Genomic DNA, 21,925 nt, shown 5'->3' with positions numbered 1-21,925 from the left:
TATTATTGCGCCGTTAACAAACCAAATCCAAATACTGAATCACGCCCATTCTCGCCAAGATCAATCACGCGCTGCTGGAGTGCTTTTCGCACCTCAGTAGCGTTTTGTTGTGGATAGTCGTGCCAGATACACGCAGCAGCAGCGGCAACGACCGGAGCCGCCATCGACGTGCCCGTTTCATAGCCAACCTGACCATCGCGTCGCGCCGTTTTGACCTGTACCCCGCGCGCAGCAAACTCAACAAATTCGCCTTGATTGGCCCAGCGGTAGATGACGCCGTGAGTATCGACTGCGGTCACCGCAATAACCTCTTCATAGGCTGCCGGATAATTCGCCGGCGCCGCAGGGCCATCATTGCCAGCTGCTGCAATAAGCAAAATATTTTGTTCAGAAAGGCGTTTCACCGCCTGCTGTAATAACGTGTTTCCTGGCCCGGTTAGCGACATATTAATGACGCGAACCTGTTGCTCAGCCAGCCAATTTAACGCCTCTAATAAAGGTAACAACGCAGCACCTTGTTGCAGTGCATTATGGCGATGAAAAATGGCGGCACTATAAAGTTTAGCCTGAGGTACCAAGCTCTCGTAATCGTCATGTGAACCAATTAACAGACCAGCGATAGCAGTACCATGCGCGGTAGGTTGCGCCACACCATGCGTTAGAAAATCTTTCTGTACAATCGTTTGGTTAGTAAAAGCCGGATGCGCCGTGTCGACGGCGGTATCAATCATACCGATGCTGAGCGGCGCGTCGCACCAACGACGCTGAGTAGCTTGTACGGTGTTCGCACTGGCAGCCATGCTTTGCGTGTCATAAACATAATGACGTACTAACGATGCCGCAGCGGCTTTGGGTAATTGACGACGCAATAGTGCTTCATCATTGTATTCAGTCGGCACTTTAAATCGCAATACCGTGATACCAACCGCACCCAGTTTTTGCTTCGCGAGCATCTGTGCACCCATGTCTCGCAGCACTTCTTCAGTTTCATTTGATGCAACCACTAGCCATTCACGCTCAAGCACACGCGTGCCATCTTCCAAAGTAACTTCGGCAAATAATTCTTGGTTATTCTCACCAAGTACCGGTAACCACGTCATGGTGTCATTGGTTAACGTCACTACCGCTTGATTGAATTTATGCATTGTTTCAGGTGCGCGCTCCTGCAGGTTTTCTTGAACACGTTCTTGTACTTGATTGCGTACTCGGTCCGTGGTGCGCTGAACATCCTGAAGCACAGGCTGTACTTGATTATCAAGCACTTGCGCTATCCCCGCTGTTGGTAAAATCAACGTTAACATGGTTAAGGTAAGGCATCGCTTTGTGATATGACGTGCTAGTTTAATAATCATCATGTTGTACCTCGTGCTGCGTAACAAGTGTGTACACCATTAACGGTTTCTAGCAAAAAAAATTCCGTTTCAATGGAATAAATGTGCGACATGGCTCGTTACCAAATTAACACAGAATGAAATTGACGCTTTCATTTCAGTCAACTTGGATAGAACGATGACAACAGCAAACTTGAAACAACAAATCAGTTCGATATTGCCGGCTTTACGGCGCTTTGCACTGTCGTTGTGTGGCAATGTTGCCGACGCCGACGATTTATTGCAAACCACCGTCGAACGCCTGTTAACCCGATCGGTACCCGACAATGCTGAGCTTATCGCTTGGGCATTTAAAGTATGCCGCAATGCGTGGATTGATGAGCACCGAGCACGTAAAGTTCGTGAAAATGCCATACACAACGAACAGCTACAAGAATCCACCAGCGCAGATGATGTGCAGCGTATTCATGATCAGATGGCGTTACATCAAGTGGATGCAGCCCTCGAGCAGTTGGCGCCCGATCAGCGCGAGGCCATCGCCTTAGTGGCCATTCAAGGTTTGAGTTATCGTGAAGCCGCTGAAATTCTTGAGGTACCTACCGGAACCATTATGAGCCGTCTCGCTCGCGCCCGCAGTAAATTAGTTTCGTTATTGCAACCATCTCAAGTCGCCGACGGCACCAGTAGCAAAGGGGGGACACCTTATGTTCATTAATGATGAGAAGCTATCAGCATTCTTAGACGATGAACTTGAGGCAGCTGAGGCGGAGGGTATTCGCGCGCAGCTCGAACATGACGAAGAGCTCGCTGAACGCTTAGCGGCACTGGCTATCGCCGACCTACAAATTCGCGAGCGGGTTGATGAATTAAACGCACAGCCAATACCAGCGCGAGTTTACAACCTGCTTCACGAAGCCGACGAACAATCGAATGTGGTTTCATTAAGTCGCTGGTCGAAGCTGAAAAATACCGTGCAAGAGCATGTCGCACTGGCCGCCAGTATTACCTTAGTGGTTGGGTTTGGATTAGGCGTATGGACCTTGGCCCCAACAACTAACCGTGCCGACGCTGCGATTGCTGCGGCACTAGAAACACAACCAAGTGGTCAGCCATTCGAGCTCGATGCCGGCGCAACATTTACCGGACAGTTAACCTTTGTGGATAACCAGGGTGATTATTGCCGCCAGTATGAATTAACCCAGCAACAAAGCACAACCACGGCGATTCAATGCCGCCGCAATGGCACTTGGCAACGGGTAGCAAGTATGGAAGTCGCAACACCGGCACAGTCGGATAGCTATCAAACGGCAACAGATCAGCACGTGCTAGACCCAATTTTAGATCAAATGATGCGCTCGGCGCCATTAACGCCAGCGCAAGAACAAGAGACACTTAACGCTGCTTGGCGTTTGACATCGAAAGCTAGCCAGCAGCATTAAAAAAGGAGAACGACCATGAAAACACACATTGTTATGTTGTTCACATTAGCAAGCCTTGTACTTGTCGGTTGTAGCTCACAGCCTGATTACCGCAAAGCGGAAGGCTCCGGCTATGGCTACCAAGAGACTAAAATCTCGGATACGCAGTATCGCGTGAGTTTTAAGGCGCGCGGTTCTGACAAAACCAAAGCGATGGATTATGCGCTGCTACGAGCCGCTGAAGTAACACTGGAAAATGGTTATGACTGGTTTGTCGTCACACACCGTGAAACATTGATTGATCGTGAGCGCGTGAGCCCCGAATCAAGCATTGGCTACACCAGTTCGAATGACATGGTTACGCGTTGCGGGCTGATTTCGTGCACCACCACGCACTATCCGCGCGATACGTTTAGCGCCGGAGTTCATATTGGTGGTCGCAAATCGAGTGAAATTGAGAGTATTGTTGAAATAAAAATTGGTAAAGGTTCCCGCCCTGACACCGATTACAGTTTCAACGCGCTTGAAGTGAAGGAAAATCTCAGTCCGAAAAATTAGTCCGATCTACCCCTTGAGAGGGATCTCGAGGGTACTCCTTCAGCGCAAGGTTAATTTGCAACTAGACTGCGTATACTGCATGCATTGATATTTGATTTTGATCTGCATCAGGAAAACGTTATGGCGAATATGACTTCACACATTCATTGTCAAAATTGCAGCATGGCAGCGCTATGTTTACCGTATCAACTGGATCAAGATGGTATGGCGCGTTTAGATACAATCATTCAGCGCCACAAACCGATTCACAAACGCGACGTATTAGTGAATGCCGGTACACCACTAAAGTTTTTATACGCTGTTCGTAGCGGCTCACTTAAGTCGTATACCATTGATGACAATGGCGTTGAACAAATTATTGATTTTCACTTACCCGGCGATTTAATTGGCTTTGATGCGCTTGCCAACAGCGAACATCGGAGTTACACCCAAGCACTTGAAACCAGCATGTTGTGCGAAATTCCGGTGAGTTCATTAGATGATCTTGCGGAACAAATGCCGGGTTTACGCCGCCAAATGTGGCGCTTAATGAGTGGCGAAATTTTTACAAGTAAGCAGTTACTAGGAACACTCAACAACCGCTCAGCACAACAGCGCTTAGCTCACTTTCTGGTGACCCTTGCGGATCGTTTTAAAGAACGCGGTTTGTCGAGTCGGTCGTTCCGACTCACCATGACCCGTGCTGACATCGGCAATTACCTCGGCTTATCGGTTGAAACCATCAGCCGCATTCTGTCTGCGTTGCAGTTAGAAGGAGTGATTGACGTGCAAAACAAACTGGTCAACGTTATTGAACCAACCCGCTTACGCGAGTTGGCTCAATAACTCGTTATGCCTATTGGCAACCGCCACAGCAGTGGCCGTTGCCATGGTGGCCTTTTCCTGCTTCTTCAGCTTTCTTAAAGAGCACGCTATTTTCAATGGCGATGTGCTGATGTAGGTCGCTGACAAATTCGTTGATGCCCTCATACAGCATAATCCAGCTACCACAAGCGCCTCGTGGCGCATTGCATTGGTTTGTTAACTCAAGCAACTGCGCAATCATTTGCTCATGCTGATCATGCTCCTCTTCCATCACGGCGATTGGCCCTTGTGGATAAATACCGCCGGCAAGCATTGGAAACAATATTTGCTCTTCCTTCATCATGTGACTTTCTAGCTCCTGGTACATTGCTTGCAGGTGTTCGGCCAAACCAGCTGGGCACTCGCTATGGTCGTTGTGAACGTCTTCAATTTTGCGCGCCAAGTTGATTAAATCTGGCAATTGGGTACGGTGCTTTTCATGAAAGTGTTCCACCATAAATTCGGTGAGTGCTTTCTTCGGCATCGCTTGGTATACGGCAAGTGCTTCACTATGGACAGTCTGGGTAGTCATATGGCTTCTCCTAACTAAAAATTTTCCGCTGAAAACAGCGCAACTGAGCGTATTTACCCCTTTACTGGTGCAATTTCGATGCCAAAACTACCCACTTTGATTTATATCGAGTTTTTTTCAGCAATGGTAAATTAAACCCATTGAAATTCGGGTCATTCAGGCCTAAAAGGGTTGTTTTTACCATGCATGATGTCTCTTTACTTGAAACACTAATCGCCGATTTAGTGACCGATTTACCAGCGGTCATTCGCTTGGAAAAGGTTGTGAAAACTCTACGCACACATTTTAACTGTGGCGCTGTCGTGATACTCAAACATGACCAAGATATGCTGCGTCCTGTTGCGAGTATTGGACTAGCACGCGAAGCACTTGGTCGACGTTTTTTGGTGCAACAACACCCTCGCCTTGAACGTATTTTGAGTAGTCGGGAAACGGTTCGATTTGAACCTGATAGTAGCTTGCCTGACCCCTATGATGGATTGATTGAAGATAGTCCAGATGGCCATCTTGCCGTGCATGATTGCATGGGCATTAGTTTGTACATTGAAGGCAAGTGTTGGGGTGTACTGACACTAGATGCGCTAACCCCCGGCACTTTTGATAACAGCACGATGCAGGCATTGCAGCGCGCTAGTTTGTTGGTAGAAGCTGCGATTCGAATGGGTTTGATTGAGCAAAACATTCGAGCGCTTCGCAACAATCGTCGCGACAGTGAATACTCACTTACCAGCAATGGTACCGATAGCCAAGAAATTATTGGACGCAGTGCCGCATTGATGACGGTGTTGCAAGAGTTAGAGGTGGTTGCTGGATCTGATTTGCCGGTATTGTTACTCGGCGAAACTGGCGTCGGTAAAGAATTGTTTGCACGCCAGTTACATCGGTTATCACCTCGCAACCATAAACCGTTGGTGTATGTGAACTGCGCCGCCTTGCCAGAAACCCTCGCCGAAAGTGAGCTGTTTGGGCATACCCGCGGCGCATATTCCGGTGCCACGGGTGAACGCGCCGGCCGTTTTGATAGTGCTGATGGCGGTACCATATTTTTAGACGAAGTGGGTGAGTTGCCCTTAGCCATTCAAGCCAAATTGCTGCGAGTATTACAGAATGGCGAAATTCAGCGCCTCGGTAGTGATAGCTCACACAAGGTAAATGTTCGGATTGTGGCGGCGACTAACCGCGATTTAAAACAACAGATAAAATCCGGCGATTTTCGCGCCGATTTGTATCATCGCTTGTCAGTGTATCCACTGCCGATTCCACCTTTGCGTGAGCGCCAAGATGATATTTCGGTACTGGCGGGGCATTTCCTGGAGCTCAACCGCGCCCGCTTGGGCGTTCGTGCGCTGCGTCTGTCACCCGCTGCAGAGCAAGCACTACAACGCTACGACTGGCCGGGTAATGTGCGTGAACTGGAACATACGATCAGCCGCGCCGCGATCAAAGCGTTAAGCTTAGGAGCTCGCCGCGATGACATCGTCAGTATTGATGCCGAGCTGCTCGATTTGCCAACTGCAGTGGTTCAAGCAATAGGAGCAAACGAGCTGCCGATACCGCGAACCAAGAGCAACTTAGCGGCCGGTTCGTTGAATTTAAAGAATGCCGTGCAAACTGTGCAGCGCGAGTTAATTCAACAAGCGCTCGAGTATACCGACTATAAATGGACGCAAGCAGCCCGTATACTGGATCTTGATCCGAGCAACTTACACAAGCTGGCAAGCCGGTTAGGGTTGAAATAGCCTCAGTGCTCGATTTTCGATTCAGTAACATATAGGTCGGTTTTTTATGAGGGTAATTCTGCGCATTCTGCTGTGGCGCACTATCGCAATCTTAGCGTTGCTGCTTGGAGTAATCGGGTTATTGCTACCGATTATGCCAACGGTTCCGTTTTTACTTGTCGCAGCTTGGGCTGGCGGTAAAGGGTGGCCGGTGCTTGAGCAAAAGCTGCTGGCGCACCCGAAGTATGGGCCGCAAATTATTGCTTGGCGTAAATATGGCGTGGTTAAACGTCAACCAAAAGTGATTGCGTCAGTGATGATGAGTGGTAGTGCCATTATGCTAGGATTCAGCCCTGCTCCTTTTGCCGTAAAATTCGCCGTGATCGGAATTATGGCGACGGTTGCGGTGTGGCTCTGGTCACGTCCAGAAGTAGCGCCAGCCACCGCAACCGAATCGGATTAGCCTGGACGTCCGTCTGGGCGTGGTGTGGTAAGAATTGGCAAATACACCACCACGTACATGGCATAGGCAATAATCCATGCTACCGCCGCAAATACCAACCAAGACATGGCTAAATCGGGCACCAACCAATTAAGTACAACGCGCGATAACGCCGCTGAAATAACCAATAGAAATGCTAATGACATAATCGGCTTAGGTTGCAATGGACGACCACTATGTCCCAATGAAACCCGCGCTATCATCGCTAAAATCATGTTGCCCATTGCGCCAGCGGTAAGTGCATGCAGCGCGATGGAGTTTGTGATGCTGGTGACACCAAGTTCACGTAGGGCAAACAATGCTAAGCCAACTGGAATAAACCAATAGGCGACATGCAACGACCATAACAATGGCACGCGAAGCGTTATCCATATGCGCCAGCGGAAGCAACGAATACCTAATGCAACGGCGCTAATACCGTATAAAGCGGCCATGACCTCGTTTGGCAATTGCGCATTTAACAAGGTGATATTGAGGATAAAAATTAGCCACAAGCTGCCGAGCCCAATCCGGTCGAGCCACTCAATCGGTTGCGCCTTTTGGGTCATCGTGCCGTTCGCCGTAAACATGGGTAGCACACGCCCACCAACAATGGCCATCAGTAACGTGATCAGCCATACGGCATTTTGACTCCCTAACTGTTGTAAATCGAAACGGCCACTCACTAAACCGTAGTGCATGAGCGCATTACAAAACGTCAGCAAGAACAGTACAGGCACAAAGAACAAGTTACGCTGTTGTTTCACTTGAATAAGGGGTACCGCTAGCAAGATCGCGGCCAACGGCAGAAACAACAAATCAACCGCAGCCACCAGCCATACCGGTAAGCCGGCGCCAAAAAGCATTAGCAATCGACCAAGTAACCAAACGATGGTCAGAATACCAAGTGCTCGGCCATGGGTGGCACGTAGTCCTGTCCAGTTTTGAACAGCGGTAAGTAAAAAGCCCACAACAATTGCAGCAACAAAGCCAAAAATCATTTCATGGGCATGCCAAAACATCACTTGCCCGTAAACCGGCAACGAAATTTGCCCGCCCAGTACCAGTATCCACAGCAGCATCGCAATGGCACTGAAACTAGCACCCAATAAAAACATGGGGCGAAACGCTTGGCGCAACAACGGCCACATTTTTTGTTCAACTTGTAAATCGGTAATTTGTAACATGAGCTCTCCCTAATTTTTGGTGTGTAAGCGAGCTTTAATCGAGCTGTTGCACAAGTCCGGCAAGGGCTAACCAATAGCCGTTGCTATCATTCTTATCCAGTTTCTGTGGCGCGCCACCTGCCACATTGGCACGAAATTTTTCAAGCCAGTCAAAGGTTCCCACCAACTGCGGACTCAAGCGCACAACATCTACTAAGCCATCCATATTGGGGAGTTGGTTGACCAAGTTGTAGCGGCTACCCGACTGCGTTTGAATACCATTCAGTACAAACACTTGTTGGCCATCTTGGCTGCTGACGGGTCGCCCTTCCGGATAATTGATGCAGACCAGTTCGCACTGATCTTTTGGGCGGTTCTCGGAGCGCGCGGTAAAACAACGCCCGGACCAGGCCAATGGCATATGCCCTAACGCGAACACTTCCACTTCGAAGCAATCGCGCACATCGTGTACCATGGGCTGCTGCAATAACTTCGCTAACCAATCACGTGACAACTCAACCGGCATCACCCACCGGCTCATGCCTAAACTCATTAACTTTCGTAATGTATGTTGGTTGTAGCAGTTAATCGCTGCCCCCGCAACGAACGGTACTTTGTGCTCCTGCAAGTACGGAATGGCGCCAACATCATTGGCCTCCACCAGAAACTCACCGTTGTCGCAGTATTTGCGCAGCTCACGCAGTTCCGATGGAGCCTCTAACAAGGTCATGGTTGATAAACAGACTTGCTTGCCCGCCTCGCGCAACATATGCGCAATGCCCATGTAATCATCAAACTTCAGCTCACGTCGTTTGCTGCAAACGGTTTCGCCTAAATAAACAATATCCACAGCCGAGTCGGCTGCCTGTTGGTAAAAGTTTTCGACCACTTGTTTGGGCCAAAAATACTGAATTGCTCCGAGTGAAAATTTCATCGTTACTTCCATTTCCTGTGGTAGGCGCCAAGGGTGGTTTGACTTCCCTCAGAAAGGCCCGCCAAAACATGATCCCACTGTTCTTGAACCGCAAACTGCTCTGGGTTTGCCATCACGGCATCAATGGCTTGTCGCCAAACTTGGGTAATTTGCGCCACGTATGCTGGGCTTCGTTGGCGCCCTTCAATTTTCAGCGACGCAATGCCTTCTTTGTACAATTCGGGCAGTAAACTAAGCGTATTCAAGCTAGTTGGTTCTTCTAAAGCATGGTAAGTGTCATCACCAACCTTAAACCGACCTTTACATAGCGTTGGATAACCAGCCGTTTCATCCGGCGCAAAACGATCGATAAGAATGTTATTGAGGCGCGACTCTAACGTACCGTCTTCGGCTTCATCCCAGCGCACGTACTTTGCTGGCGAGCATGCGCCAGCAGTGTTCGGCGATTCACCAGTCATATAAGAGCTCAAGTAGCAACGCCCCTCAGCCATGATGCACAAGCTACCGAAGGCAAATACCTCGAGCTCGATATCAGTTGTGCGCGCTATCGCTCGCACTTGATTCATCGATAGCACCCGCGGCAATACGACACGACTCACACCAAACTGTTTATAGAATTCAATGGCAGCTGCATTGGTAGCAGAAGCTTGCACCGATAAGTGCAGTTCAACTTTCGGATACCGATCGGCGGCATACGCCAATACCGCCATGTCCGCAAGAATGAGCACGTCAGCGCCAGCTTTGACTGCCATGTCGACAGCACGGCGCCAGTTCTCAAACGTATCGGCATGCGCAAAGGTATTAATCGCGACGTGAAGCTTCTTGCCATGTTGATGCACATATCGAGCCGCTTCGCTCAGCCCAGCCTGATCAAGATTTAGTCCCGCGAAATGACGTGCGTTGGTCTCGTCTTTGAGGCCGACATACACCGCGTCGGCGCCGTACTCAATGGCGGCTTTTAACGCTGGCATGCTGCCAGCCGGACACAGAAGTTCCATAATTATTGATCCCGTCGATAAACATGCATTCGTAATGAGTATTATAATCCGATGAAAATTTTAAGGGACATTAATGGACGGCAACTTATGGTTATCCCAAAAGTAGTAGATCACTGGCAGCAGCTTATGAAAGGTTTTAATAGTGCCTTACATGTCGTGCCCAAACCCTTGTCAGAACAGGTGCTGGGGGCCATGTTGAACCACGTGTTAAAACCAGAGCTACAACAACAAAAACTTGCGTTTTTAATTAATCAATGGGTACAAATTGAGGTTCCCGATCTCAGCTTGGTGTTCTATGTCACCGCCATTGCAAACCCACATACGATGCGCCTGAAAGTGTCCGTAAAGCCGCATCAAGCCGCAGTGACCATGCGCGGAAATAGTGCCTCGTTGGTGTTGCTGATGAGTGGCCAAGTCGACCCAGACACCCTGTTTTTCCGGCGTAAACTGCTGATTAAGGGCGACACCGAACTGGGTTTATCGGTGAAAAATTTACTCGATACAATTGAATTAGAAGGGCGTCTGCCTGCGTCGCTGTATCGAGTAACCCAAGAGACCGTCAGCCTGATTCTGGCAAAGCCCGAGCTACGTTAATTTGCGCGTATGTTCGGGTAGCTTATACCCCTTCAGGTGTATCAAATTTTTGATCCGCATCATATAAACTGCGCTCAGTTATTCATCAGTAAGGGGTTTTCCCACGGGGTGTTCGCATGACCAATCACGCAAACCAGATTGTTTGGAGCCAGGAGCTCATCGATAAATACAACATCAATGGACCACGCTATACGTCTTACCCGACCGCATTGGCGCTGCACAATCAGTTTCCATTGAGCTCGATGGTACGCACTCTTGCCAACGCCCCAAAAGAGTTGAGCTTATACATTCATTTACCGTTCTGTATTAAGCTTTGCTACTACTGCGGCTGTAACAAGGTCATCACCCGTCATCAGCACAAAGCCGACATTTATTTGGATTACCTGGCCAAAGAAATGGCGATGTACAAAGCCTTGTTGGGCGATCGCAAGTTTGAATCGGTGCATATGGGCGGTGGTACGCCAACGTTCTTAAGCGAAACACAGTTGTCACGCTTAATGGACTTACTGCATGAACATTTCAATTTTACCGCGAATGCAGAGTGGTCAATTGAAATCGATCCGCGCAGCTGTAGCGATGACAAACTGCGTCATTTGCGTCAACTTGGTTTTGACCGCGTGAGCTATGGTGTACAAGATTTCGACACCAAGGTTCAAATTGCCATCAACCGAGTGCAAGACACGGACATGATCAAACATCAGGTTGCATTGAGCAAAGAACTTGGCTTTCGCTCAATCAATCTCGATCTAATCTATGGGCTACCATATCAACGCCCTGAAACTTTCGCGGCATCGATTGACCAAGTGATTGAGCTGAACCCTGACCGCGTGTCACTGTTTAGCTATGCCCACTTGCCATCGCGCTTTGCGGGCCAGCGTAAAATTGATGAGTCGAGCTTACCAACCGCACCGATCAAACTGGAATTGCTGCAGTTAGGTATTACTAAGTTCACCGAGGCTGGCTATCAGTTCATTGGCATGGATCACTTCGCTAAAACCAACGATACCTTGGCACAGGCGCAACAACGCGGCGAACTGCAGCGTAATTTCCAGGGCTACACCACGTCTGGTCAAGATGCGCTATTGGGTATTGGTGCCTCCTCAATTAGCCAAATTGACGGTGTACTCTGGCAAAACGTGAAAGAGCTACCGTCTTATTACAAAGCCATTGATAACGGTACTTTGCCGATTGTGAAAGGGTTTGAGTTAAACGACGATGATCGCTTACGCGCTGCTTTGATTTCACAAGTGATTTGCCACTTTGATCTCGACATTGAAGCGTTCGCTAAAGAATGGAACATCGACGATTTTTGGTCTTATTTCGCTGATGCGAAGCGAAAATTGGCACCGTTCGTAGAAGATAATTTGGTTGAGTTAAACGATCAGCGCTTAACGGTGACGCCATTAGGTCGCCTGTGGGTGCGTAGTATCTGTGCCTGTTTTGATGCTTATTTAGATGACGCAGCAACAGCGCCACGTTACTCCAAAGTGGTGTAACGCAGCGCTGATTTACATGCTGAGTTGAAGCAGGCTTAACTCGCCTGCTTCAGTGCGTTAGCCTGCGCTCGAGCGCCGGCAATACTGGTGTCATGCTGTTTGCGGTGATAATGGCGCGCTTGATGTTCTTTGCGGCGCCCTGCGCTAAATGCCGACACGCGTTTCAAGTAACCGATTACTCGAGTTCCATAATCGACATCGTCAGAGCCACACGATGAACATTCACACAACGTACGTTTATCGATGTGCTCGCACGCATTGCAGATGGTAATTTTCACGTTGATACAGAAGTAATTGCAGCCTGTGGTTGCAGCGATATTCAGCATCGACAAATAACCATCTACATTGAGCTTCTCATCCAGATTCAAATGTAACGCCGAACCGCCATCTAAGAATTCAATCAACTCGTTACCGTGCATGATGAATTTATCCAGCGAATTGGTTTGCTCATCTTCAACCACATAGAAATAGGAGTTGTAGCAGTCTCGTGGTACAAAGTAGCCATCTTCACGATCCCACTTCGCGTTCTTCACGCCAAGGTTTTCGGCCGGCACAAATTCGGTATTGAACATATAGCCGTATTCTTGCTTCGCACGTTTGTTGGCGTCATAGATGACTTTCAAATGACGCTGCACAAACTCAATGTAGTCGCGGTTGTTGCTCGCCACTAACCCTTGTGATTCAGCCGCTTCCACCATGCCATTGATGCCAATGGTCAAGAATTGCTTATCCAGCGAAATAAAGCCGGCATCATAAACGGTGAGCAAGCCCGCTTCTTTGTATTCTTCCATAATGCGGCGATAAGCCACTTGGTACTTATGAATTTTCTCAATTTCAGTATTTAAATCGCGACCGTCTTGCACCAAGCGATTCATATTAATGGTAATGACATTGATAGAACCCGTAGCAACGCCGCCGGCACCCAAGGTGTAACTGAAGGTGTTGTCGGCAATTTCGCTACGCAAGCGGCAGCATGAGGCGAGCGAGTCTGCGTTTGGCGATAAGTACACAAAGAAGGAGTTACCGTCGGCAAGTTCATGTGCAATATGGCGGGCAAACTGCTGATCTTTACACTGACCGTTTTCGGTGAGCATGGCCACAGTGACTACGGGGAAAGTTAAAATGGTTTTCTTGCGCTCTTCGTTAAACCAATGCAAAAAGAAATCTTGCAACTTACTGACTGATTCCCAGCTACTCTTGCTGAAATCAGGGAACACAAAATCACCAAACATACTGTCAAAGTAGTGTTGGTCATACACCGAAATATTCCAGAAAACACTTTGGTAGCCACGTGCAGCAGCTGGCTGGTTTAATGCATAGACAACGTGCTGAAGGTGATTTTCAATTTCATGGCGATGCGTCTCAAGGTAGTTATCGCCATAATCACGACGCGCAAAATGATCGAAGTAAGCCAAAAATTCGACCGTCGCGACTGCACCGGCAAACTGTGAGCTGACAGCAAAAACGAAGTTTACGAAGGTGCCGCAGAAGCTTTCGAGATGTTTTGGCGCTTTTGACTCACCACCGAGTTTCGTTAAACCATCACGCAAAAACGGATACATGGTCACCGACACACAATAAGGCTTCAAACTGGTTTCGTCGTGCACATAAATCTCGTGATCTTCAATTTGACGAATGTATTCTTGAGCCAAATCATCACCAAACAGTTCGCCAATTTTGGTACTGACTTGTTTACGATTTACTTGCACGAAAAAGTCTTTCATCAATTCCGCTTCAAGGGTCGCAATATTTTTCTGGGTGACGTTGGCGTTGGCATCCATTTTTGAACCATCAGCAGCATTTTGTGCAGCTAAGTACTGCTTGATAAAGTCCATTTTCGCGTCAACTTGTTCAGGGTGTAAGCGCAGCATTGTTCTTCTCCATTTATTTATTATTTATAACCGGCTACGTTGTGATAAACCGGCAATTGAGTCGTTGCTGATTGCGTAAGTCATAGAACTTCTGGTTGGTGGTGGGGCTGTCTAGGCCACCAAGCTCCGCAATCCATGGCCCCGTTTTGAGGTAGGTCAAGTGTTGCTTAATCGCTTGCGACACGTCGTCATAACCGGTGTATAAACAAGTTTCGAGACCGGCGTCACGGCTCATTTTCAGTAGCGCAATGAGCGCATCGGGCTGCCATTCGCCGCCAAGAAACAATACACAGGTAATCAGGTTGCGATACTGTGCCAAACGCGCCGCGAAGTAGTCGGTAGTTAGCGCCTCACCACTACCCACTGGCCAACTATCGACGCTGTGGCACCCTTTGCATCCCACTGGACAGCCGGTGATGGTATAAGCAAGGGAGACTTCTCCAGGAACCTCCTGAAATACCACCTGTTCAGCACTGTATCGCAACATGAAATACCTATATATTGTGTAGGGTTATTTATAAATCACTATATATTGTGTTTCAGCATAGTCTCGACACACAAAGCTGCTTTGATCTAGATCAATAAAACTACCTCCAATGGGTATACCCCAAACAATCCTTTTGTTTACCCCTTTAGCTCAATTTCTTGTGGACTAGGGCTCTGCCATTCTATACGCGGGTAATTTCTACCGAGGCGGTTTAAATGACCGCTGAAGAATTGGGTTGATTTAACCCAATAAATTTAAATAAACGTGCTTTTTCAGTGAGATAAAACTTGGCACGGGGCTTGCTAGACAATCGACGTGTGCGCAACCCATGTCGTAACACAGCGCAAACGTGATTAAAGGGAGAATCAACAATGCAACAACATCAACAGCCGGAGGTGCCACATGGCCGGTTATAAAAAATTATGGTGGACATTGATTGCCATTTTGGCGATTACCTTTGGTGTCCTCGGTTATTTCGGTAAAGAAGTTTACCGTGTCGCTCCGCCTATTCCTGATCAAGTAGTGACCGAATCGGGTCAAGTATTGATGACGGAAGAGACGATTCTTGATGGTCAAACCGCATGGCAATCAGTCGGTGGTATGCAACTCGGCTCGATTTGGGGTCATGGTGCGTATCAGGCGCCAGACTGGACTGCCGATTGGTTACACCGCGAGTTGTTAGCATGGTTAGAAATTACCGCGCAAAACACCTACGGCCAAAGCTATGAAAGCTTAACTGAAGCGCAACAGAACGCGCTGCAGTTTGAGTTAAAGCAAGAATATCGTAACCCTCAGTACGACGCTGCAACCGATACGCTTACGGTTGATGCCGTTCGTGCTGAAGCAATTGCACAAACTGCTGAGTACTATAGTCGTTTGTTCAGCGATGACTTGTCACTGCGTAGCACGCGCGAAAGCTATGCGATGAAAGAGAACACCTTACCAAGCGCAGAACGTCGCGACGTCATGACTCAGTTCTTCTTCTGGACTGCTTGGGCTGCCGCAACTGAGCGCCCTGATAGCGACGTGACTTATACCAATAACTGGCCGCATGAGCCGTTAATTGATAACAAACCAAGTGCTGAAAATATCATCTGGTCATTGGTATCAATTATCTTGTTAATTGCCGGTGTTGGTGCCTTGATTTGGGCGTGGGCGTTCTTGCGTGAACATGACGAAGAAGAGCCTGAAGCACCGAAGAAAGACCCTATCAGTCTGGTTAATTTAACTCCATCACAAAAAGCCTTGGGTAAATACCTGTTCTTGGTGATGGCGTTGTTCATTGTGCAAATTTTCCTCGGTGGTTTCACCGCACACTACACCGTTGAAGGCCAGGAATTCTATGGTATCAACGTGTCGCAGTGGTTCCCGTACTCATTGGTACGTACTTGGCACATTCAAGCCGCACTATTCTGGATTGCAACCGGCTTCTTGGCTGCAGGTTTGTTCCTTGCACCAATTATCAACGGTGGTAAAGATCCGAAATACCAAAAACTGGGTGTCGACATCTTGTTCTGGGCACTGGTTGTGGTTGTGGCTGGCTCGTTCATCGGTAACTACTTAGCTATCGCACAAATCATGCCTGAGAACCTAAGCTTCTGGTTAGGTCACCAAGGTTATGAGTACGTCGACTTAGGTCGTCTGTGGCAGATTGGTAAGTTCCTAGGTATCGTCTTCTGGTTAGGTTTGATGTTGCGTGGCGTTGTTGGCGCATTCAAACAACCTGGCGACAAGAACTTATTGGCTCTACTAACCGCATCAGTGGTAGCGATTGGTTTGTTCTACGGCGCTGGCTTCTTCTACGGCGAACGTACTCACATCTCAATCATGGAATACTGGCGCTGGTGGATTGTTCACCTGTGGGTAGAAGGCTTCTTCGAAGTATTCGCAACTGCGGCGTTAGCATTTATCTTCCACAGCATGGGCTTAGTATCACGCCGCATGGCAACTGCAGCTTCATTGGCTTCAGCATCATTGTTCATGTTAGGTGGCGTACCAGGTACATTCCACCACTTGTACTTCTCAGGTACCACAACCCCAATTATGGCGGTGGGCGCGACTTTCTCTGCGCTTGAAGTCGTACCATTGGTAGTGCTTGGTTATGAAGCTTGGGAAAACTGGAGCTTGCAGAAACGTGCTGACTGGATGCAACGCATCAAGTGGCCTCTCATGTGCTTCGTTGCAGTCGCATTCTGGAACTTCTTGGGTGCCGGCGTATTGGGCTTCATGATTAACCCACCAATTGCGCTGTACTACATTCAAGGCTTGAACACTACACCTACTCATGCTCACGCAGCATTGTTCGGAGTGTATGGTTTCTTAGCGATTGGTTTCGTACTGCTTATCTTGCGCTACATTCGTCCGAACTTCGCGTTCAACGACAAGATCATGAAAACCGCTTTCTGGTGGATGAACATTGGTCTGTGCATGATGCTGTTCACTAGCTTGTTGCCAATTGGCTTCATCCAGTTCTTCGCATCTGCATCTGAAGGTTTATGGTACGCACGTAGCGAAGAGTTCATGCAACAGCCATTGCTAGAAAGCTTACGTTGGATTCGTACTGTTGGTGACGTGGTGTTTATCATCGGTGGTCTTGCGGTTGCTTATCAGGTTGTTATTGGCCTGTTCGGCAAGCAAGAAGCTGAAGTTGACGCTAAACCCGTCACTGTGAAGTAACAACTTGTGTTGTTGTCCGTGGTAACCCCACGGTGATGTTAGCCCGAGACCTCCCAACCGTCTCGGGCTTTTTTTTGCCCTCTTAAGTCTCTTTAGGGAATAACAAGTAACCACGCTCTGTCACGTTGGCATCGCCACCCAGTGTGAACCCCGGTAACAACGGCAGTATTTCAATGTTGTAATTCGCCTCATAACTCGCGAGTACTTCAGTTGTATGAATCGCAAAAGGCGGTCCTTTCCAATACCCATCTGGGTACTCAACCATGACCAATAAGCCGGTGGCTGCTGGCGGCAAAATATGTTGCAAATGCGAGACGTACTTCACTCTCATCGCTGGCGGCAGCGCGACCATAGCAGCGCGGTCATACCACGTTGTTACTGTTTGTAAGTGCGTTTTGGTCAGCGCAAAAAAATCGCCCTGATAAATACAGATGCCCTCTGCGCGATAAGCAACGAAAGGACCTTCTTGAGTGGTTTGATAGGGAATACTGTGCTCAGCAAAAAACTCTTGAATTGCAGCCTCGCTCAGCTCAATACCAATTACCTCATAGCCTTGTTGAAGCAACCATTGCATATCGAGCGACTTGCCACACAACGGCACGAAAATGGTGGCGCTAGGCTTAGCAACCGATTCAATTTGAGTCGTCGGTAACGGGTGGACATCGAGGCGATGAAAACCAATTTCACGCTTTTGCCAGCGTTCGTGCCAAAATTCATGTTCCATTTACAACTCCGTATTCGCACATCAGAACGTTTGGCGTTAAACTATACAGTCGCAAGCGCAAACCGCAACAACGCAGGTGTTATGAATAAGTTTTCAATTGTTACTCGTATCGGAATTGCTTTAAGTGCCATGGTGGGCTTAACCATCTTGACGCTTTTGGCTTCTTATTGGCTGTCAGAAAAAGCCGACCTCGATGCGTTAGCCATCAATGTTGCGGGCTCACTGCGCTATCAAGCCTACCAGTACAGCTGGCATGTCATGCACTCGCCAGAAAAAGCTGCGACGATTGCCGAGGCGTTAAATGAAAGTTGGCATCACAGTGTATTTAATCGCTTTGAGCACGAACAAAGCGCGTTGACCGAATTGTATCGGTCAACTCAAACGAATTGGCTGGCGTTTCAACAACGTGTAGAAACTGGGGAGATTCCCGCTAATCGCTTAATGAATGAAATTGAGCCACAGATTGATCAAATTAATGCGTTTGTCACGGCTATTCAGCAAGATGCTGAGACACGGATTCGCTCAATTCGCTCCATTCAGGTACTGAGCTTGTTTGCTAGCATTGGCTTGGCGTTTGTAATTTTTTATTGGTTACGTACGCGGGTTCGCTATCCGTTAGAGGTATTAACCCAAGCGGCCCGCCGCATAGGTCAGGGCGACTTTACAGCGCGTGTTAAGCACCCGATGCGCGACGAGCTCGGTGTTTTAGCCGGCACGCTAAATAAAATGAATGAAGCCATTGGCTTTATGTACGGCAATCTCGAAAAGCGCGTCGACGAACAGACCAAAGCCATTCAGAAATCCAATATTCGTCTGCAATTTTTATACGATACAGCACGCATGATTATTGAGCATTCGCCGGGCTATCACGATTTCACCGAAATTGTGAATGGGTTGAAGCGAGCCTCCGAAGTGGATGATATTGAGCTTTGCTTAATCACCGAAGCTGGTAACAAGCCTTATCTGCAGGTACAACCTATCGGCGCACCGTTTGATCCATGCGAAGGGGTCGATTGTAGCCAATGCGTGAATGCCGGTGCCGGTGTTTCAATCCAGGACAATCAGCGTATTTATCGCTTCGCCATTGAACGTGAAGATCACAGCTACGGCGTTCTCGTTGCGCGTTGTCCGTTATCAGAGCAACTTAACGATTGGCAGCAGCAATTGATTCAATCGGTTGCCGACCAGCTCGCTGTGGCATTGAGCTTAAAACAAGAAGAAGAGCAAGTGCGTCGCTTAGCGCTCATTCAAGAACGTACGGTGATTGCTCGTGAGTTACATGATTCGTTAGCGCAAGCGCTGTCGTATTTGAAAATTCAGGTGACTCGTTTAAACAAAGCCATTGATAAAGATAACCGCGAAGTGATTGAAGATGTCGCTGAAGAGCTGAAAGAAGGCTTGAATGCGGCTTATCGTCAACTGCGCGAGTTGCTTACTACCTTCCGCTTAAAGGTGGACGGTGCTGGTTTGTTGCATGCATTACAAACCACCATGCAACAGTTTGGTGAGCAATCGGATATCGCCTTCCGCTTAGACTATCAGTTGGAGAATACACCGCTGGTGCCACACGAAGAAATTCACTTGCTGCAAATTATTCGTGAAGCCTGCCAGAATACCATTCACCATAGCCAAGGTTCGGATGTGGTGGTGCGATTATCGCAAGATGACCAAGAGAAAATTCACCTGAGCATTGAAGATAACGGCATTGGTATTCCGGAGAACGCCGAGAAGCTCAACCATTATGGTTTAGCGATTATGCAAGAACGCAGCCGTCATTTAGGTGGAAATATTTCAATTCAGCGTCGTGATGTTGGCGGTACTGGTGTGTATTTTGAATTTACCCCACAGTACATTTTGGAACGCCAAAGCGAGCCGTATCCTGCTTAAGTTTACGGGTTATAGAACTCGCTCCGATTGCGCAGATACATGACGCTGACCAACACTGCACACAACAGGTAGAAAGCGGCGAAGACAAACAGCGCAATCGCTGGAGTTGCATGGGTGCTATTGATGTACCACAACGTCGGAATATACGCCGCGCCGGCGGTTGCAACTGCAGTTAGCCAGCGCAGTGCCAATGGGAGTCGCTCCAATGGCAACACCACACTAACGCTGCGGAAGATTGCACTACTAGCCGCGCCAGTTGCAATGAAAATCACTAAAAATATCAGCAAATACCCTAGAAACCACTGTTCTGGTAACGGACTTTGACTCGCCTGAAAAGTGATAGCACCGGCGACAATGCAACTCACAGTGAGTACCAGCGCACACCATAAGGTAACTTTCGCTCCGCCAAACAAATCCGCTAACCAGCCGCCAAATGGCCGCGCTAACACACCAAGCAACGGACCAATCCAAGCGTACGTCAATGCGCTTGGCGCATAGGTTGCACTGAATGTTTGTAAGCTCAACGGGAAAGTAATGGTGAAACCGATAAACGAACCAAACGCCATGACATAAAACAGCGTCATCAACCAAGTGTGCTTATTACGTAAAATGGCTCGATAATGTGTGCGATCGGTTAAACTCCCAAGTGGCGGCGCCGGCTGTCGTGTCGATGGTCGAGCGACTTGCCAAGTAATCGTCGCCAACACAATTGCCGCAACAATCAGCCAACCAATATTGGCCAGATAGAGCGGCGCACCGGGAGCAATGATTCCCACGATGTCGCCGCTGCCGTGCGCTGTAAACCAAGGTGTAGCCCCAAACAAATTGAAGCTAGAAAGAAATGGCAAGGCCGCCTGCGCTATGACAATCCCAATGCCAGCGATGCCTGCGTTTACCGCCAACGTCCAACCCAACCCAGAATGATCCACTTTGTCGTGATGCGTAAATGCAATAAATTGTGCCCCACCGAAACCACAGGCAGCGGCCAGCCACTGCAGTGCGGTATAAGACAATGGCGGATTCATTAGCAGCCAGATCATAGCGATAGCTGGCAACAGCAGCGCCGCAGTGCTGAGATAAATAAACCGTGCCTGCATGGCTCGCTCACCCAACCAAAAGAACACGAAATGCCATACTGTGGCGCTTAATCCGGAAATGGCGAGCAGACGATACAGTTGCGCAAAACTAAAGCCAGCGTCGACGGTGAACAGCTGCACCACTAACACACTGAGACTCATCCACAGCGTCATGCCAACAATCAAATTGATTGCTGTTGGCTTGTCGACAGTTGAAGATGTGCGCACAGTATTCACGGGCAGCTCCTAGTATGATTCATGCTATGAACTATGCGTGATTGCACGCAATACAACAATTCAGCGGGAGTGATAATTGGCAAGGCAGAAGAGGCAACTGAAACTACCCCAAAAGGGTTAGTTTGCGCTAATCTGTACTTTGTGGCACAACATTGTGTAACAATACGTGCTTTAGAATACTGATGAAACGCAATAAATAGCGACGCAAACAAGGAGCTTGTCATGTCGGACACCCCCGCTAGCATTATGCTTGTGGATGATCATCCACTGCTGCGCAAGGGTTTGAAACAGTTGATTTCACTCGAGGATGGTCTAGAGGTTGTTGCTGAATGCAGCAACGGCGTAGACGCCTTGGCAAAAGCTGAAGAGCTTGACCCTGATCTGATCATTCTTGATTTGAACATGCAAGGCATGGATGGCCTCGAAACGCTGAAGCGCATGCGCGATAACGGCGTGACGTCTCGCATTGTCATGTTGACGGTGTCTGATGCGGATGAAGATGTTGTGACCGCTATTACCAATGGCGCCGATGGCTATTTGTTGAAAGATATGGATCCGGAATTGTTACTGGACCAAATTCAACGTGCCATTGAAGGGAAAATGGTTCTCAGTGAAGCCATTACCGAGGTACTGGCAACGGCATTGCGCCGTCCATCAGCGCCAACGGCGAGTAAACTCGATGGCTTGACCAATCGTGAACGCGAAATTTTGGAGCTGATTGCCAAGGGCATGAGTAATAAAGTGATTGCCCGCGAGCTGGATATTTCTGATGGCACCGTAAAAGTACACGTGAAGCACCTGCTGAAAAAACTAGGTTTGCGCTCTCGAGTGGAAGCGGCTGTGTGGATGGTGAACCAAGACCAGTAAGCTTATTGACGCACGTCAACACTTCGCTTCA

General features: G+C 48.4%; 20 protein-coding genes. 11 read left to right on the top strand and 9 right to left on the bottom strand.

Annotation, left to right across the window (positions count from 1 at the left end; all coding sequences use genetic code 11):
• Positions 1–2 precede the first annotated feature (2 nt).
• A complete protein-coding gene (locus CWI76_RS08810) occupies positions 3–1,355 on the bottom strand; it encodes a S8 family serine peptidase (RefSeq protein WP_126759982.1) in 1,353 nt (450 codons plus the stop codon).
• A gap of 154 nt (positions 1,356–1,509) precedes the next feature.
• Here CWI76_RS08810 and CWI76_RS08805 point away from each other — a divergent pair, with 154 nt between their 5' ends.
• The 4 genes from CWI76_RS08805 to fnr all read left to right on the top strand — a co-directional run bounded on the left by CWI76_RS08805 (position 1,510) and on the right by fnr (position 4,132).
• Complete coding sequence (locus CWI76_RS08805; protein WP_126759981.1) at positions 1,510–2,046, top strand: RNA polymerase sigma factor; 537 nt, start codon at positions 1,510–1,512, stop codon at positions 2,044–2,046.
• On the top strand, positions 2,036–2,770 hold the full coding sequence (locus CWI76_RS08800; protein ID WP_126759980.1) for an anti-sigma factor family protein: 735 nt from the start codon (positions 2,036–2,038) through the stop codon (positions 2,768–2,770). The genes CWI76_RS08805 and CWI76_RS08800 overlap by 11 nt, the downstream gene beginning before the upstream one ends.
• A 15-nt stretch (positions 2,771–2,785) precedes the next feature.
• Complete coding sequence (locus tag CWI76_RS08795; protein ID WP_126759979.1) at positions 2,786–3,307, top strand: CC0125/CC1285 family lipoprotein; 522 nt, start codon at positions 2,786–2,788, stop codon at positions 3,305–3,307.
• A 120-nt stretch (positions 3,308–3,427) separates the two neighbouring features.
• Positions 3,428–4,132: a fumarate/nitrate reduction transcriptional regulator Fnr gene (gene fnr, locus CWI76_RS08790; protein ID WP_241967997.1), complete on the top strand. Its 705-nt coding sequence runs from the start codon at positions 3,428–3,430 to the stop codon at positions 4,130–4,132.
• A gap of 10 nt (positions 4,133–4,142) precedes the next feature.
• Here fnr and CWI76_RS08785 read toward each other — a convergent pair whose 3' ends face one another.
• Entirely contained in the window at positions 4,143–4,682 is a 540-nt protein-coding gene (locus CWI76_RS08785) for a hemerythrin domain-containing protein (protein WP_126759978.1), read from the bottom strand.
• A gap of 182 nt (positions 4,683–4,864) precedes the next feature.
• Between CWI76_RS08785 and norR the strand changes: the two genes are divergently transcribed.
• The gene (norR, locus tag CWI76_RS08780; protein WP_126759977.1) at positions 4,865–6,421 is read left to right on the top strand and encodes a nitric oxide reductase transcriptional regulator NorR; all 1,557 of its coding nucleotides are present in this window, start codon (positions 4,865–4,867) and stop codon (positions 6,419–6,421) included.
• A 46-nt stretch (positions 6,422–6,467) separates the two neighbouring features.
• Entirely contained in the window at positions 6,468–6,863 is a 396-nt protein-coding gene (locus tag CWI76_RS08775; protein WP_126759976.1) for a YbaN family protein, read from the top strand.
• Here CWI76_RS08775 and CWI76_RS08770 read toward each other — a convergent pair.
• The 3 genes from CWI76_RS08770 to ubiU are packed head-to-tail and all read right to left on the bottom strand — an operon-like array spanning position 6,860 to position 9,979.
• Complete coding sequence (locus CWI76_RS08770) at positions 6,860–8,068, bottom strand: NnrS family protein (RefSeq protein ID WP_126759975.1); 1,209 nt, start codon at positions 8,066–8,068, stop codon at positions 6,860–6,862. The genes CWI76_RS08775 and CWI76_RS08770 overlap by 4 nt on opposite strands.
• Positions 8,069–8,102: 34 nt before the next feature.
• Entirely contained in the window at positions 8,103–8,981 is an 879-nt protein-coding gene (locus CWI76_RS08765) for a U32 family peptidase (protein WP_126759974.1), read from the bottom strand.
• A 2-nt stretch (positions 8,982–8,983) separates the two neighbouring features.
• The gene (ubiU, locus tag CWI76_RS08760) at positions 8,984–9,979 is read right to left on the bottom strand and encodes a ubiquinone anaerobic biosynthesis protein UbiU (RefSeq protein WP_126759973.1); all 996 of its coding nucleotides are present in this window, start codon (positions 9,977–9,979) and stop codon (positions 8,984–8,986) included.
• A gap of 126 nt (positions 9,980–10,105) precedes the next feature.
• Here ubiU and ubiT point away from each other — a divergent pair, with 126 nt between their 5' ends.
• Together ubiT and hemN are read left to right on the top strand one after the other, a co-directional pair.
• The gene (ubiT, locus tag CWI76_RS08755) at positions 10,106–10,573 is read left to right on the top strand and encodes a ubiquinone anaerobic biosynthesis accessory factor UbiT (RefSeq protein WP_157980823.1); all 468 of its coding nucleotides are present in this window, start codon (positions 10,106–10,108) and stop codon (positions 10,571–10,573) included.
• A gap of 116 nt (positions 10,574–10,689) precedes the next feature.
• The gene (hemN, locus tag CWI76_RS08750; RefSeq protein WP_126759971.1) at positions 10,690–12,069 is read left to right on the top strand and encodes an oxygen-independent coproporphyrinogen III oxidase; all 1,380 of its coding nucleotides are present in this window, start codon (positions 10,690–10,692) and stop codon (positions 12,067–12,069) included.
• A gap of 35 nt (positions 12,070–12,104) precedes the next feature.
• Here the strand turns inward: hemN and nrdD are convergent, their stop codons facing one another.
• Together nrdD and nrdG are read right to left on the bottom strand one after the other, a co-directional pair.
• Positions 12,105–13,961: an anaerobic ribonucleoside-triphosphate reductase gene (nrdD, locus tag CWI76_RS08745; protein ID WP_338068863.1), complete on the bottom strand. Its 1,857-nt coding sequence runs from the start codon at positions 13,959–13,961 to the stop codon at positions 12,105–12,107.
• Positions 13,962–13,974: 13 nt separating this feature from the next.
• On the bottom strand, positions 13,975–14,427 hold the full coding sequence (gene nrdG, locus CWI76_RS08740; RefSeq protein WP_126759969.1) for an anaerobic ribonucleoside-triphosphate reductase activating protein: 453 nt from the start codon (positions 14,425–14,427) through the stop codon (positions 13,975–13,977).
• Positions 14,428–14,829: 402 nt separating this feature from the next.
• Between nrdG and CWI76_RS08735 the strand changes: the two genes are divergently transcribed.
• Positions 14,830–17,103, top strand: a complete 2,274-nt coding sequence (locus CWI76_RS08735; protein WP_126759968.1) for a nitric-oxide reductase large subunit — start codon at positions 14,830–14,832, stop codon at positions 17,101–17,103.
• An 82-nt stretch (positions 17,104–17,185) separates the two neighbouring features.
• On the opposite strand, the gene tmpT is transcribed toward CWI76_RS08735, so the two are convergent.
• Positions 17,186–17,827: a thiopurine S-methyltransferase gene (gene tmpT / locus CWI76_RS08730; protein WP_126759967.1), complete on the bottom strand. Its 642-nt coding sequence runs from the start codon at positions 17,825–17,827 to the stop codon at positions 17,186–17,188.
• A gap of 81 nt (positions 17,828–17,908) precedes the next feature.
• Between tmpT and CWI76_RS08725 the strand changes: the two genes are divergently transcribed.
• Positions 17,909–19,714, top strand: coding sequence for an ATP-binding protein (locus CWI76_RS08725; protein WP_126759966.1), 1,806 nt, complete (start codon positions 17,909–17,911; stop codon positions 19,712–19,714).
• A 2-nt stretch (positions 19,715–19,716) separates the two neighbouring features.
• On the opposite strand, the gene CWI76_RS08720 is transcribed toward CWI76_RS08725, so the two are convergent.
• Complete coding sequence (locus CWI76_RS08720; RefSeq protein ID WP_126759965.1) at positions 19,717–21,027, bottom strand: MFS transporter; 1,311 nt, start codon at positions 21,025–21,027, stop codon at positions 19,717–19,719.
• 222 nt (positions 21,028–21,249) lie between these two features.
• On the opposite strand from CWI76_RS08720, the gene narL reads away from it, so the two are divergent.
• Positions 21,250–21,894 (top strand): two-component system response regulator NarL, encoded by a 645-nt coding sequence (gene narL / locus CWI76_RS08715; protein WP_126759964.1) that lies wholly within the window; start codon positions 21,250–21,252, stop codon positions 21,892–21,894.
• Positions 21,895–21,925 lie beyond the last annotated feature (31 nt).

The organism is Pseudidiomarina marina (assembly GCF_003987045.1).
Lineage (GTDB): Bacteria > Pseudomonadota > Gammaproteobacteria > Enterobacterales > Alteromonadaceae > Pseudidiomarina > Pseudidiomarina marina.
The sequence above is the reverse complement of the archived record's forward strand: the minus strand, read 5'-3'. Positions and strand labels throughout refer to the sequence as shown.

Bases quoted from the DNA above. Each gene is read 5' to 3' on its own strand.
- CWI76_RS08810 (WP_126759982.1), bottom strand. From the start codon at position 1,355: ATGATGATTATTAAACTAGCACGTCATATCACAAAGCGATGCCTTACC.
- CWI76_RS08805 (WP_126759981.1), top strand. From the start codon at position 1,510: ATGACAACAGCAAACTTGAAACAACAAATCAGTTCGATATTGCCGGCT.
- CWI76_RS08800 (WP_126759980.1), top strand. From the start codon at position 2,036: ATGTTCATTAATGATGAGAAGCTATCAGCATTCTTAGACGATGAACTT.
- CWI76_RS08795 (WP_126759979.1), top strand. From the start codon at position 2,786: ATGAAAACACACATTGTTATGTTGTTCACATTAGCAAGCCTTGTACTT.
- fnr (WP_241967997.1), top strand. From the start codon at position 3,428: ATGGCGAATATGACTTCACACATTCATTGTCAAAATTGCAGCATGGCA.
- CWI76_RS08785 (WP_126759978.1), bottom strand. From the start codon at position 4,682: ATGACTACCCAGACTGTCCATAGTGAAGCACTTGCCGTATACCAAGCG.
- norR (WP_126759977.1), top strand. From the start codon at position 4,865: ATGCATGATGTCTCTTTACTTGAAACACTAATCGCCGATTTAGTGACC.
- CWI76_RS08775 (WP_126759976.1), top strand. From the start codon at position 6,468: ATGAGGGTAATTCTGCGCATTCTGCTGTGGCGCACTATCGCAATCTTA.
- CWI76_RS08770 (WP_126759975.1), bottom strand. From the start codon at position 8,068: ATGTTACAAATTACCGATTTACAAGTTGAACAAAAAATGTGGCCGTTG.
- CWI76_RS08765 (WP_126759974.1), bottom strand. From the start codon at position 8,981: ATGAAATTTTCACTCGGAGCAATTCAGTATTTTTGGCCCAAACAAGTG.
- ubiU (WP_126759973.1), bottom strand. From the start codon at position 9,979: ATGGAACTTCTGTGTCCGGCTGGCAGCATGCCAGCGTTAAAAGCCGCC.
- ubiT (WP_157980823.1), top strand. From the start codon at position 10,106: ATGAAAGGTTTTAATAGTGCCTTACATGTCGTGCCCAAACCCTTGTCA.
- hemN (WP_126759971.1), top strand. From the start codon at position 10,690: ATGACCAATCACGCAAACCAGATTGTTTGGAGCCAGGAGCTCATCGAT.
- nrdG (WP_126759969.1), bottom strand. From the start codon at position 14,427: ATGTTGCGATACAGTGCTGAACAGGTGGTATTTCAGGAGGTTCCTGGA.
- CWI76_RS08735 (WP_126759968.1), top strand. From the start codon at position 14,830: ATGGCCGGTTATAAAAAATTATGGTGGACATTGATTGCCATTTTGGCG.
- tmpT (WP_126759967.1), bottom strand. From the start codon at position 17,827: ATGGAACATGAATTTTGGCACGAACGCTGGCAAAAGCGTGAAATTGGT.
- CWI76_RS08725 (WP_126759966.1), top strand. From the start codon at position 17,909: ATGAATAAGTTTTCAATTGTTACTCGTATCGGAATTGCTTTAAGTGCC.
- narL (WP_126759964.1), top strand. From the start codon at position 21,250: ATGTCGGACACCCCCGCTAGCATTATGCTTGTGGATGATCATCCACTG.